14 protein-coding genes are annotated in these 12,545 nt (G+C 69.0%); 8 read left to right on the top strand and 6 right to left on the bottom strand.

The window, feature by feature from the left end; all coding sequences use genetic code 11:
* Positions 1 to 130: 130 nt before the first annotated feature.
* Complete coding sequence (locus tag E1161_RS03005) at positions 131 to 547, top strand: peptidase inhibitor family I36 protein (protein WP_165939664.1); 417 nt, start codon at positions 131 to 133, stop codon at positions 545 to 547.
* Here E1161_RS03005 and E1161_RS03000 read toward each other — a convergent pair.
* From E1161_RS03000 to E1161_RS02985, 4 genes are read right to left on the bottom strand one after another with little or no spacing between them, the layout of a single operon-like run.
* Positions 541 to 1,623: a glycosyltransferase family 4 protein gene (locus tag E1161_RS03000; protein WP_132619326.1), complete on the bottom strand. Its 1,083-nt coding sequence runs from the start codon at positions 1,621 to 1,623 to the stop codon at positions 541 to 543. The two genes, E1161_RS03005 and E1161_RS03000, sit on opposite strands and share 7 nt — an antisense overlap.
* Positions 1,620 to 2,534, bottom strand: coding sequence for an alpha/beta fold hydrolase (locus E1161_RS02995; protein ID WP_132619324.1), 915 nt, complete (start codon positions 2,532 to 2,534; stop codon positions 1,620 to 1,622). The genes E1161_RS03000 and E1161_RS02995 overlap by 4 nt, the downstream gene beginning before the upstream one ends.
* A gap of 2 nt (positions 2,535 to 2,536) precedes the next feature.
* The gene (locus tag E1161_RS02990; protein ID WP_132619322.1) at positions 2,537 to 3,769 is read right to left on the bottom strand and encodes a glycosyltransferase; all 1,233 of its coding nucleotides are present in this window, start codon (positions 3,767 to 3,769) and stop codon (positions 2,537 to 2,539) included.
* Positions 3,766 to 4,728: a DMT family protein gene (locus tag E1161_RS02985; protein ID WP_132619320.1), complete on the bottom strand. Its 963-nt coding sequence runs from the start codon at positions 4,726 to 4,728 to the stop codon at positions 3,766 to 3,768. Before E1161_RS02985 ends, E1161_RS02990 begins: the two co-directional genes overlap by 4 nt.
* A gap of 726 nt (positions 4,729 to 5,454) precedes the next feature.
* On the opposite strand from E1161_RS02985, the gene E1161_RS02980 reads away from it, so the two are divergent.
* On the top strand, positions 5,455 to 6,507 hold the full coding sequence (locus E1161_RS02980; RefSeq protein ID WP_235874741.1) for a copper resistance D family protein: 1,053 nt from the start codon (positions 5,455 to 5,457) through the stop codon (positions 6,505 to 6,507).
* Between the two features lies 1 nt (position 6,508).
* Here the strand turns inward: E1161_RS02980 and E1161_RS02975 are convergent, their stop codons facing one another.
* On the bottom strand, positions 6,509 to 7,633 hold the full coding sequence (locus tag E1161_RS02975; RefSeq protein ID WP_207920064.1) for a hypothetical protein: 1,125 nt from the start codon (positions 7,631 to 7,633) through the stop codon (positions 6,509 to 6,511).
* A gap of 225 nt (positions 7,634 to 7,858) precedes the next feature.
* The gene (locus tag E1161_RS02970) at positions 7,859 to 8,650 is read right to left on the bottom strand and encodes a GH25 family lysozyme (protein ID WP_132619316.1); all 792 of its coding nucleotides are present in this window, start codon (positions 8,648 to 8,650) and stop codon (positions 7,859 to 7,861) included.
* Between the two features lie 283 nt (positions 8,651 to 8,933).
* Here E1161_RS02970 and E1161_RS02965 point away from each other — a divergent pair, with 283 nt between their 5' ends.
* The 6 genes from E1161_RS02965 (at position 8,934) to E1161_RS02940 (ending at position 12,523) form a co-directional block, all read left to right on the top strand.
* The gene (locus tag E1161_RS02965) at positions 8,934 to 9,503 is read left to right on the top strand and encodes a DUF4232 domain-containing protein (protein ID WP_132619314.1); all 570 of its coding nucleotides are present in this window, start codon (positions 8,934 to 8,936) and stop codon (positions 9,501 to 9,503) included.
* Positions 9,504 to 9,774: 271 nt separating this feature from the next.
* On the top strand, positions 9,775 to 10,587 hold the full coding sequence (locus tag E1161_RS02960) for an alpha/beta hydrolase (protein ID WP_132619312.1): 813 nt from the start codon (positions 9,775 to 9,777) through the stop codon (positions 10,585 to 10,587).
* A 104-nt stretch (positions 10,588 to 10,691) separates the two neighbouring features.
* Positions 10,692 to 11,030, top strand: coding sequence for a PRC-barrel domain-containing protein (locus E1161_RS02955; protein WP_132619310.1), 339 nt, complete (start codon positions 10,692 to 10,694; stop codon positions 11,028 to 11,030).
* A 425-nt stretch (positions 11,031 to 11,455) separates the two neighbouring features.
* The gene (locus tag E1161_RS02950) at positions 11,456 to 11,875 is read left to right on the top strand and encodes a hypothetical protein (RefSeq protein ID WP_207920063.1); all 420 of its coding nucleotides are present in this window, start codon (positions 11,456 to 11,458) and stop codon (positions 11,873 to 11,875) included.
* A gap of 133 nt (positions 11,876 to 12,008) precedes the next feature.
* Positions 12,009 to 12,269: a hypothetical protein gene (locus tag E1161_RS02945; RefSeq protein ID WP_132619308.1), complete on the top strand. Its 261-nt coding sequence runs from the start codon at positions 12,009 to 12,011 to the stop codon at positions 12,267 to 12,269.
* 2 nt (positions 12,270 to 12,271) lie between these two features.
* The gene (locus tag E1161_RS02940; RefSeq protein WP_132619306.1) at positions 12,272 to 12,523 is read left to right on the top strand and encodes a hypothetical protein; all 252 of its coding nucleotides are present in this window, start codon (positions 12,272 to 12,274) and stop codon (positions 12,521 to 12,523) included.
* Positions 12,524 to 12,545 lie beyond the last annotated feature (22 nt).

Below are 12,545 nucleotides of genomic sequence, written 5' to 3'. Positions count from 1 at the left end.
GGAACCACCCATAGGTGGTGCATCCGGCCAATTCGCTGGAAACGCCCCCCGCAGTACCGCCAATCTTGCTCCAACGCGGTGATCGATGCCGCACCCGAGCGAATTCCCCCACAGCGAAAGGATTATCGCCATGTCCTCCTACGCCCTCCCCCGGTCGACCCACGGCCGACTCCGATCCCGCTGGTCGCTCGCGTTGGGGTTGGTGCTCACGGCGGTGCTGTCGCTGGCCGCTCTGCTGGCCGGCCCACCGGCCGATGCCGAAGTGACCCGGAGCACTTGCCCCGCAGGGGCTTTCTGCGTCTGGCCGGAGACCGGCTTCGGCGGTCAGTCGACCGAGCTCGCCATGCGGGCCACCGGGGTCGAGCAGTGCGTCACCCTCGAAACCGGCTGGGAGGCGAAGTCTTTCGCGAACAACACCGGCCATCCCGTGACCGTCTACCAGGATCCGCACTGCGATGAGGAGGCCGATTTCGACACCCACCCATCAGGCTCGCAGACCCCGCAAGCCGGTTACGTGGCTCGGGCCATCCAGGTCTGGAGTCACTGACCGCGGCTGGTCAGGCCACGCACCAGGTCCAGGAGTCGTTCGGCGGAGTTCTGCCAGGTGAACTTCGCCGCCTGGGTCCGGGCCGCCGCGACCAGGTCAGCGCGGGCGTCGTCGTCCTCCAGCGCCCGCACGGCATCGGCGAACTCCTTCGGCCTCCCCGACTCGAAGAACTTCGCGTGCCCACCGGTGACCTCGTGGAAGATCTCCAGATCGCTGCAGACCACCGGCGTCCCCGCGTTCATCGCCTCGATGACCGGCAACCCGAAACCCTCGTCCCGCGACGCGGTGACCAGCGCGCTCGCCCGAGCCAGCAGCTGCTGGTACTCGTCCTCCCCGATCCCCCGCCAGAACACCACGTCCGCCCCCGGCGGCAGCTGCTCACGCAGTTCGGACTCGCGCCGCGGTGCGATCCGGCTGACCAGGTGCAGCCGATGACCAGGAAGGAAAGCCATGCCCGCCAGCAACGTTTCCACGTCCTTGTACGGCATGAACGAACCCATGTACACCAGCTCGCGCGGCCCTCCACCTGGTTCCGGTGGTGACGTCCGAACCGTCTGCGGCTGAGGTGCGTTGTGCACGACTGTGACCGGCCTGCGCGTCAGCCGGTACCGCTCGATCAACCGGCGGGTGGTGTCGCTGACGGTCACCACGGCGTCGGCGCGGTTGAGCATCACGCGCTGCGGCCAGAACGCCCCGTGGTAGAGCCGCCAGGCGATCTTGACCGGCAACGGCAGGAACCCCGGCGGCTCCGGGTGCCGGTAGTAGATGAGGTCGTGCAGCGTGAGCACGAGCCGGTAGTCGCGCCGGAACCCGCCGATGATCTGCATCGGGCTGAACACCACGTCAGCGCCCAACCGGTTCAGGGTGCGCGAGACCCACAGCTCGCGCGGCGAGAAGGGGCTGTTGATCAACGCGTGCGGGACCCCGTCGGGCAGCAGGTCCAGCTGCCGCTCGTCGTGGATCAGCATCGTCACGGGATGCAGGTGGTGCAGTGCTTCGATGAGGCTCGCGCCGTAACGACTGATGCCGTCGTGCTGATCGGTTCGCGTCCAGCGCGCGTCGACCACGAGGTTCATCGGATCTGCTCCGGGACCGCAACCTTCTCGCGGTGGTCGCTGCGACCCAGGAACCGCACGATCTCGACCGCCGCGGCTTCGGGCGTCTCGTAGTGCACCAGGTGTCCCACATCGGCGATGACCACGAGCTCGGCGTCGGGCAGTCGCGCCGCCAGCGCACGCTGGCCCTCCAACGGCGCGATTTCGTCGTGCTCGCCGGCGACCAGCAGCACCGGCATGGACAGCTGGTCGGCGTAGTCGGTCACGGTGTGGGTCACCGAGGCCTGGAAGCACTCGTTGACCACGGTCGGCGAGTGGAACCGGCTGAAGTGCCGCAGGTGGTTGTCGTCGATGAACCCGCGCAGCTGCTTGTCACGGGTCCGGGTCATCGCTCGGCTGGCCGCCAGCACCACCCACCGGTTGGTCAGCAGCGACCGTCCAGCACGGGAGGGCAACCGCTCCCCGAGCGTGTAGTACGCGGCGGTCAGGCCGGCCAGGGCCGCGTGCGGACCGCGCAACGCGGACTGGGCGATGGGGTTGATCAGCACCAACCTGCGGACCAAGGACGGGTTCATCGCTGCCAGGCGGGAGGCGATGATCGAACCGAACGAATGCCCGATCAGCACGAGCGGACGCCCAGCGCCGTCGAGCCGACCGATCAGCTCGGTGATCACCTCGGCGTAGCCGGCGACGTCGTGCCGCGTGTCCATCGGCCCGGAGTCCCCGAACCCGGGCAGGTCCGGGATCACGACGCGCCTGCCGGTCAGGCCGGCGGCGATGAGCTCCAAGCCGTGGTGCGTGCCGCGCAGCCCGTGCACGATCAGCACCGTCTCGGCGGTGGGCCCGAGCTCCTCGCGGTAGACCCAGTAGTGCAGGTCGGAGCCGTTGATCCGCGCTACACGCTCCGTTGGGTGCAGGTCCGGAACGATCATGGTCAGCTCGCCAGCTCAGTGCTGATCTCGTCGAGTTCCACGGCGCTGTCCGGGTCGATCACGTGGTGGTAGAGCGACTCGAAGCGGCCCAGGACCTGGTCGATGTCGTGCTGGGAGACCAGCCGCTGGCTGGCCTGGCCCATCCGGTCGATGGTGGCGCGGTCGGCGAGCACGTCGCCGATCGCGGCCGCGAGCGCGTGCACGTCGCGCGGCGGGTAGAGCCAGCCGTTCTCGCCCGGGCGGCACAGGTGCGGTAGGGCCATCGCGTTGGCCAGCACCACCGGGGTTCCGGCCGACATGGCCTCCATGGTGGCCAGGCTTTGCAGCTCGGCGATGCTGGGCATGCAGAACAGGTCGGCGCGGGCGTAGGCCTCCAGGAGCTCCTCATCGCTGAGGAAGCCGTGGAACTGCACCCGGTCGGCGATGCCGAGGTCGTCGGCCAGCTGCTCGAACGCCTCCCGGCGAGCGCCGTTGCCGACGATCTCCAGGCGGGTCCGGACCTCGGTGCGCAGCAACGACATGGCACGCAGCAGGTCGTCGATGTGCTTCTCCTCGTCGAGCCTGCCGACGAACAGCACGGTCCGCGTCTCCGGGTCCGGGTTCTGCTCGCGGTAGCGCACGGCCGGACGCCGGTAGCGGTCGACGTCGATACCGCAGGACACCGGCAGCGCGGTGCGGTCAAAACCGTTGTCCTGCAGCAGTTGCACGGCGCGCGGCGTCGGCGCGGTGACCATCTGCGCCTTGCGGTAGTGCTTGATCAGGTTGTGCCAGAGCAGCCGTCCGGCGGCGTTCTGCAGGAACGGAGGGATCTTGAAGTAGCCGAAGATGTTCTCCGGCATGAAGTGGTTGGTGGCCACCACTGCGATGCCGCGCTTGCGAGCCGAGTCGATCAGCCCGCGGCAGATGAAGAAGTGCGACTGCACGTGCACGATGTCGGGCTTGATCTCCTCCAGCATCGCGTCGGCCTGCCGCGCCTGCCACGGCATCAGGCCGCGGATCGACGGGTGGAACGGCGAGCTGTAGGAGCCCACCCGGTGCACCAGAACGCCGTCTTCGACCTCGGTGCGCGGCTCGCGGGTGTCGGAGTGGCACACCACGTGCACCTCGTGCCCGCGTGCGGACAGCCCGGTGGCCAGCCGGTGACCGAAGTTGGCGGCCCCGTTGACGTGAGGCGGGTAGGTGGTCGCACCGACCACGATCCGCAGCGGGCGCCTGCGCGACGGTTGCGAAGTCAAGAGGAACTCCCGTTAGGACGAGGGGACGTGCGGTGTCCGGCGGTACCGGCGGGAACTTCTGCCGGGGACTGGTCGGCGTCCAGCCTGTCCGACGTGCCGTGTTCGGTGTTGTCAGGGTGGTGGCGCGCCAGGGCGAACACCCCTGCGCAGGCCACCACCGCGCACAGCGCCTCAGCGGCGGCCACCCAGCCGCTGACGTGGTCGGCCTCACCGAGCAGGCCGATGCCCAGGCCGACGGCCACCAGGGGGTCGATGACGGTCAGGCAGGCCACGACCAGGTCGGGCGGGCCGCTGACGTAGGCGTGCTGCAGCAGCCAGCCACCCGCGACCATCGCCACGGCGATGCCGAGCACGGACAGGAGGTTGATCGCCAGCAGGTCCCAGGTTCCGACCTGCTGGGCGATGGCGCGAGCCATCAGCGACACGTACCCGTAGGCCACGGCGCACCCGGCGGCGAAGAGCACGCAGCGCACCTTCGAGCGGGTCGCGACCGCGACCCCGCCGAGCAGCAGGACCGCCACCGCGACGATCTGGGTGGCGGTGAACTGGTCGTCGTCGCCGACCGGCGTCGGCGTCGCGCTGCCCGCGGCCAACAGGACGAACACGGCGAGGCCACCGGTCGCGGCCAGCACCGCCAGCACCATGCTCGGGTTGACGTCGCGCCGGCTGCAGCCCTGCTCTCGCAGGTTGAGCAGCACCGTGATGGGCAGCGCGAGCACGCCGATCGGCTGCACGACGCTCAGCGGGGCCAGCCCCAGAGCGCACACGTGCAGCAGCGCCCCGCTGCCGAGCGCGGCGAGTCCGGCCAGCCAGCGGGGGTTGCGGACCAGCAGGGCCTGGTTGCGCAGGCCGAGCCCGCCGCCGTCCATCGTGGCGTGCACGGCCGCGTGCTGCATGCGCGCGCCCAGCGCGTACCCGCAGGCACCCAGCGCCGCCAGCACCACCGCAAGTGCAGTCATCGCGCATCACGCCCTAGCGCGTGTTGCTTGACACTCTGTCCGTTCACACAGCTCAATCTCGCGTCTCGCGAGCCCGGCGCACATCCGGGGCCCGACCCCCAATTTCCCTGAGGCGATCCTCCCTCGCATTGCAGCGACGGCGGCCGGCCGCGAACGGCCGTCGTGCCGAGCTCCCGCTGCCTGGCTGCGGGGACGTGCTTCCGAGCTACCCGGGGAGTTCCCAGGATCACCCCGGCTGAACCCGGAGTGATCCCGCAGTGCCGGTGCCCCGGCGTCACAGCAGACACCAATTGTCTGCCGCCAGTCCGACGTCGAGTGGAATTCGCTGGAACCGATCCGGTGAACACTGCTCGACGGCTCGGCGAATCGCGCACGGGGGTAGCGCACTTCAGGTGCACAAGTGCGCTCGCCGCCGGAATCACGCCGCTGACTCTAGAACAACAACGCTGAGGACTTTGTCAGCAACACATCGCTCAACGGCAGCCGAGAGCCGCAACAGGCCCCGGGCAAAGGGGCGGATTGGAATCATTCCACCGAACACGCCTTTGGAGCAGGAAAAATGAAGATCAACATTTGCGGCGGCGAAACGGTGATCCAAATGACATGGGGAGAACATCACGCCGCCCACCCGCCCTCGCCCTCGCCGTCAGGAACAATTCCGTCACCAGGCGTGGTCTGAAGCGACTCGTGCTCGCCGAGCCACCTTCGAGTGAGATCATGCGGAACGTGGCTGTTCACGAAGCGGTGTCCGGGAGCGAGCAGACCGAGCAGAAGCGCCGGCGCAACGCCAAAGCGCTGGTCGTCGCGGCTCTGCTGGGTGCCGCGCTGCTGACAGCGCTGGCGGCCACGGCCTACACCGACGTCGGCACCATCCCCGGACTCCCCGCGCTGCCTCCCCTGGTCCGCTTCGGCATCCCCGTGATGCGGGCGCTGCTGGACCTGGCGGCGCTGGCCACCGTGGGGCTCTCGATGCTGCCCAAGCTCCTCGGCTTCGACCAGCCGGCGCGCACCGAACCCGTGCTCGCCAAGGCCCGCCCGATCACGGTGATCACCGCGCTGGTGTGGATGCTCAGCGCGCTGTTCTCATTGGTCCTGCAAGCCGTGGAAGCCAGTCCGGGAGCTCCGGCGACCACCTCGCTGGTGATCAATTACGTCAACGACGTGCCTGCCGGCCCCGGCCTGCTGGCCAGTGCGGGGGGCGGGCTGCTGTGCGCGGTCGTGGGCCTGCTCGCGGTGCGCTTCGGCGAGTCCGTCCCCACCGAGCTGCGCACCATCGTCGCGCTGCTCGGGCTGCTGCCGATGCCGCTGACCGGCCACGCCACCGACTGGCAGTACCACGACTTCAGCATGATCTCGATGGAGCTGCACGTGGTCGGCGCGGCCATGTGGGTCGGCGGCCTGGCCGCGGTGGCGCTGTTCGTCGCACCGCAGCGCGGCCTGCTCGCCGAAGCGCTGCCCCGCTTCTCCAAGCTCGCTGGGCTCGCGCTGCTCGTGGTCGGCGCTTCGGGCCTGTTCAACGGCCTGATGGAGCTGGTCATCACGCCGAACGCGGGCCTGGCCGGCCTGGTCACCACCCAGTACGGCCAGATCCTCCTCGGCAAGGCGCTGTGCCTGGTGCTGCTGGCCGTGGTCGGCGCCCAGATGCGGTTCCGGCTCCTGCCGCGCGTCGCACGCCACCGGCGAACCGCCCTCCTGACCTGGGTGACCTTCGAGGTCGCCGTCATGGGCGTGGCCTACGGGCTAGGCGTAGTCCTCTCCCGCGCCCCCGTCATCGTGTGATTCAGCCGCGGACGCGCCAGTCCCGCACCGCGGCCAGGTGCTGCTCGATGCGGCGCACCCCACCGGAGCCCAGGTGCTCGAACAGGCCCCACAACCCGGCCAGCAGCACCACCACGTACAGCGCGGAGGCGAAGTCCGACGGCGGCGCGGCGATGTAGGTGTGCTGCAGCCACAGCGCCGCGTAGGCCGAGGCCGTCACCGCAGCTGCGCCGACCAGCGGCCGCTTCCGCGTCACCAGCTGGCAGGACAGGTCGATGGCCAGCGCCCCGACCAGCAGGAAGAACGGCACGGTGGAGATCGGGAACCCAGCCGCGGCCAGCAGCGCCCAGGCCACGCATCGGAAGAGAAGGTAGCCGACGGTGATCGTGGTGGCAGTCCAACGACGTCCGACGAGCACCCGCGCGAGCAGCAGGGTGCCCAGCCCGGTCAGCACCGCCCAGCTCGGGTACAACCAGTCGGGCGTGGGCAGCGTGAAGTTCTCCACCGCGATGTGGTCCAGCGGCCGGTGCAGCTGATCAGCGGCGAACTGCAGCAGGCTGTCCTCGGCATAGGGCGTTCCCCTCTCCCACGCGGCCAGCCCGAGCACGCCGTACTCCTGGTGCTGGTTGAGGAACATGAAGTTGTCCAGCACGGTGAACCACAGGAAGCAGGTGACCGGGTAGTAGTACCGGTCGGCGCGACCATGGCGGTTCCACCCCACCAGCAGGCCGATGCTCATCAGCCCGGTTCCCAGGTAGAGCAGGGCGTGCGACGGGCTCCACGCGGTGATGTCCAGCCCGTTGACCCGGTGGTTGATCACGTCCAGCGGCGCAGCGACGAGGAAGATCCCCAATCCCCACTGCATCCAGCGCAGCGTGGCCTTGTCGGCGCCGATGCCGGTGTAGCTGTGGAAGACCACCAGCCCGATCACCATCACCGTGCCAACGGTGTTGAGCAGGTGCGGCGGCGCCAGGTCGTCCCGCAGCCAGCGGAAGTGCCAGCAGATGTCCCACGTGGCGCCGAGGATCTTGAGCACCATCGCGACGACCCACCAGCGGTACAACGCCGTGACCAGTTCGCCCGGCGCGTCTCGGCCGGGTGCACCGCGGGTCCAGTGAGCCCGGACCAGCGCAGCGACGTCCGCCATCGCGTTCACCTCCACCTCGGGTGATGTTCACGAAAACCGTAACCCGTGTTGGTCGGAGGAGGACCGGGAACCGGTTATTCCGGGCGAAGCTCTACTCGAGGGGAATGTGCGCCGGACGAAAGGTCTCTCCCGGCACGTGGTTTCGGGATCGCTTTCGATTCAGCCACGTGCGCGCCGTGATGGCCCGGGCGGCGAACCCACCCGGGCCATCACGAGAACGTCGCTCTAGCGCGGAATCCTGAGGACCTGACCGACGTAGATGAGGTCGGGGTCGGCGATTCCGTTGACCCGCGCGATCTCCCGCCAGTCAACGCCGAGCTTGGCACCGATGTCGGACAGGGTGTCGCCGGGCTGCACCACGTAGGTCTCCTGCGGCGGTGCGGGCGGCGGAGGCGGCGGGGCTCCGGCTCCGGTGAGCACCTCCAGCGGCACCAGCGAGACGTTGAGGTCGGTGTCACCGCCGATTCCGGGCACCTGCCCGTCGGAGGCGTGCTGGTGGATCACGACTCGATCGGTCAGGTAGCCGGGCTCGCCGGGGTTGCGCCCGTAGTGCGCGACCCACAGGAACACGCCCGGGTCCACCCAGGCCTCCGGGGCGATCTTGTCCTGGAACCAGGAGCTGGACGCGTAGACGACGATCTCGTTGCGCCCGGTGTGGGCGCGGAGGGCGTCGATGAAGCCCTTGATCCAGCCGCCGAGGTTGGGCGCCTCGGTCTCCACGTCCAGGCACGGCGGGAGGTTGCCGGGACCTGCGGAGTTCGTCCGCGCCAGCTGCGCGGCGAAGTCGGCGGCCTCCTGCTGCGGCGTGTTGGTGTCCGGTCGCGCGAAGTGGTAGAGCCCGGTGACCATCCCGGCCGCGCGCGCCCCGTTGAGCTGGGCGTCGAGCGTGGGACTGACGTATCCGATGCCCTCGGTCGCCTTGATGTAGGTGAAGACGTATCCGGCGCCGCGCACCGCTCCCCAGTTCGGCTCCCCTTGGTATCGCGCCACGTCGATACCGGGAATGCGTTCGGCCATGTTTTTACCCCCTGAACTCCTGGCCTCTGCCGCTGCTCAAACTATCGAAGGTCAACAAACCGCCAGCTCCGCCATTCGGGTTAAGATCGCCGCCCGAAAGCCTTCTAAGATCGGCACGCATACAATCGGTGCGTATTTCCACTCACCTGTTCCAGTGAGCCATTGATCCTAGTCGCGAGTTTTCTTCACGAGATGCACAGTGGGGGCGTCCCGCGAAGCACCGCGCTCTTTCCCGGCGCGGGCAACCATTTCCGCTGAAGGGCGTCTTTCCAACAGCAGAGCAATGAACGAACCAACCCGCTGGGGCGGCGGGAACGGGGTGATGGCCATGAACCGGCACATCGGAGCACGCGTCCTGCGGACGTCCGCAGGACTTCTGGCCGCTGGGGCACTGGCGGGCGCGGGCCTGCCCGCTCACGCGCAGGACGCACCGGACCAGCCGCGTGATCCGCGCTGCCACACCTCGCAGTTGACCGGCAGCATGTCGCCGGTCGAGGCCGGGGCGGGCCAGCGCTACGCGGACGTGTCGCTGACCAACACCAGCGGCCAGTTCTGCACGATCTACGGCTACGGCGGAATGCAGCTGGTCGATGCCGCCGGGAACCCGCTGCCCACGAACGTCGCCCGCACTGCCAACCCCGGGCCCGTGCTCATCGGGCTCTCCCCAGGCCAGTCGGCTGCGGCGACGCTGCACTGGAGCGCCGTCCCGCACGGCGACGAAGGCGACCCGTGCCAGCCCTCCCCGACCGGCCTGCAGATCATCCCGCCGGACGAGACCGATCCGCTCCCGGTCGAGTGGACCGGCGACGTCGTCTGCGGCGCCGGGGCCATCGAGGAAACCGCCTACCACTAGCTCCCCAGGAGCGCGGCAGAACCGCTGTTCCAGGTGCGGGACCCAAGCTTCACCGCTGCAGGTTCTGAGCGGCTCCGTGGCGAGTTGCGCCGCGTCGCCGTCTGATTCGGACGGCACGAGTCGTGGCGCGCGGAGTCCGCGAAGCCGCTCAGTTTCTGCCACCCGCACCGCCGAGCAGAGCGATTCCTCGAGGACCCTTCCCGCAACAGCGGACGCGTCGATCACCCCGGAGGTGGTGGCCGGAACAGCGCGGGTGTGCTGGGGTGGCGACATGATCGAGTCAACGGACCGCGAGGTAGCGGGGAGCTTGGGAACCCTGGCAGTGCGCGAGTGGTCGGCGGACGACCCGAGCTGGATCGCGCTGATCGCGCACGGCTACGGCGAGCACTCCGGCCGCTACCAGTGGGTCGCGGAGCAGTTGGTCCACGCGCGCGCGGTGGTCTGGGCACCGGACCACATCGGCCACGGCCGCTCGCCGGGCGACCGCGTCCACTTCGAGGACGCCGAGGTCCTGGTCGCCGACCTGGAGGTGCTGCGCCGCGAGGTGACCGATCAGCACCCTGACCTGCCGGTGGTGCTGATCGGGCATTCGATGGGCGGGATGCTCGCCGCGCGCTACGCCCAGGAGCACCAGCGCGACCTTGCCGCCGTGGTGCTCTCCGGCCCGGTGCTGGGCACTTGGCACGTGCTCGACCTGCTGGAGCACGACGAGATCCCGGATACCCCGATCGACCCGGCGACGTTGTCCCGCGACCCGGAGGTGGGCGCGGCGTACCTGGCCGACGACCTGGTCTGGCACGGCCCGTTCAAGCGGCCCACGCTGCGCGCGATCGACGACTGCCTGCTGGCGATCAACGAGGGTCCGGCGCTGGAGGTCCCGACCTTGTGGGTGCACGGCGAGGACGACGAGCTGGTGCCGGAGGCCGACACCCGCACGGGCATCGACCGCATCCGAGGCCACGAGTTCCACGAGCACATCTACCCGGGCGGACGCCACGAACTGTTCAACGAGACCAACAAGTCCGAGGTCATGACGGATGTCCGCAACTTCATCGGCCGAGCGCTGAATTCACAGATCGGCTAATAATGCTGACGATCACTACCTGATCGAGTGAGGCGTGTCGCTTGCGCGGTTGCAGGCGTCCGCTCTACCGGGCAGCTTGAAGTCCGACGGAGCGGGGGGCTGCCATGAACGTCGAGCGTGCGCAGGACTTGATCGGGACACCGGTTTTCGACAGCGACGGCAACTGCGTCGGCCGGGTCGGCAACGTCTACGTCGACGACCACACCAACCAGCCCGAATGGGTCACGGTGCGACTCGGCATGCTCGGGATCAGGGAGGCCTTCGTGCCGCTCGACGGTGCGATCAAGGCGGAGAACCGGCTGGAGATCCCGATGTCCCGGGCCGCGGTCCGCAACGCCCCGAGGGTCGAGGCCGAGGGCGGCAGGCTCACCGACACCGAGGGCCGCAGCCTCTACGCCTACTACGGGCTCGCCGACCCCGACGAGAGCGATATCAAGTCGTGAACCGCTCAGAGCTGTGAACCGGCTCTTGATGCGGCGGCTCGGGTCCTTCGGGCCGCTCGCGCTCCGGTCTCAAGGCTGGCCGCGGTGAGAGCGGTCGCTCTCCCACCGCTAGGTGGGTTGGGGCATGTTCACGAGCGCATCCTGTGGCGGTTTCGACTCCGCCTCACTCCAACCGCTTCGAACCCGACACACCGAGATGGCCGTTGCGGATGGCACCGCGCAGGGTGGAGTACGCGTCGGCGACCCGCTCGCGCACATCGCGGCTTGAGCACCAGGCAACGGTCTTCGAGCACCTGCACCACGATCTCCACACCCCCGAGGCCACGGCTCTGCTTGCCGCACGCCCAGCTGCCGGCCGCACCGCAGTTCCCGGTTCCTGCCTTGGGTGTTCGAACTCGGGTGGGGATGCGGAAGAATCTTGCGCGATGGACGCACACAGCGAGCTCGAACTGCTCATCACGGTGGTCGTCGGCGCGCAGGACGAAGCCTCCGCCCGAGCTGCCTGCGATGACCTGGTCAGACGGGTCGGTGGACGGGTCGTCACCGTCGGCGACTGCTCCGACGAGGAGCCCGGCTGCTGGTCGCTGACGATGAGCCGCCGCACCGGGGAAGCCGGCTGGCACGTGGCGGCCCTCTCGCGCGTGGTGCGCAACTTCCTGCGGGAACTGGGACCGGACTACGCCCGCCACCGCGTCGCCTGCGCGCCGCCGACGGCCTGGTCGGTGCTGGACGACCCCGATCTCGTCGGCGAACTCGTCCCGGCCGGCGAACGCCTGCTCATCGAGGCGTGGTCGGAGGAGCCCGAGGACTCCCCGGATCACCAACAATCCACAGTAGACAACTGACTCCAACATGCCTGCCAGGTAAGATCGAACAGTGATCAACGAGGGGTGGCCCGGCCGAGCGCTGATGCAGCTCGGGCACTACCTTGTGAGTCCTTGCAGAGTCGTACCGCCCTGGGAGAGGACCGCAATCCACATGGCAGGCGTCGAAGAAGTTCGCGCAGGCATTTCGCTGGCCAACCAGAAGATGCAGGAAGGCGTCGCAGCCCTCCAGCAGACGGCGCTCGTCCTCGAAGAAGCGCAAGCCGCGCTCTCCGGCGCCATCCAGGGCACTGCGCAGGACGAGATGCAGCACGCCTACGGCATGCTCGCCGAAGTCCTGCAGACGATCGGTGGCGCGCAGGGCACGTTGTCGGCGACGATCTCCTCCACTGAGAGCTACGCCGGGCGGCTGTAGCGGTGTCCTCGCTCGACGAACTCCTCCAGGTCCTGCAGGGCATCGAGCGCCAGCTCGAAGAGGCTGGCGCGCACCTGGGGACCTGCCAGGGAAAGCTCGACGAGGCGCGTCAGGCGCTGGTCCGGCTCGACCCCGAGCACCCGGAGGCCGTCCTTCCACCAGGGCTCCCCCGAACGCATGACCAGGTCGAGCGCGCCCAACGCCTGATCGACCTCGTCCTGAACACGATCCGCGACTTCGCCACCCGTTTGTAGGACGGTCGGCGGAACGCAGGAC

The sequence above is a fragment of the Saccharopolyspora aridisoli genome (genome assembly GCF_004348445.1).
Taxonomy (GTDB): domain Bacteria; phylum Actinomycetota; class Actinomycetes; order Mycobacteriales; family Pseudonocardiaceae; genus Saccharopolyspora; species Saccharopolyspora aridisoli.
Note: the sequence above shows the minus strand (reverse complement) of the source record. Positions and strands in the feature narration are given on the sequence as shown.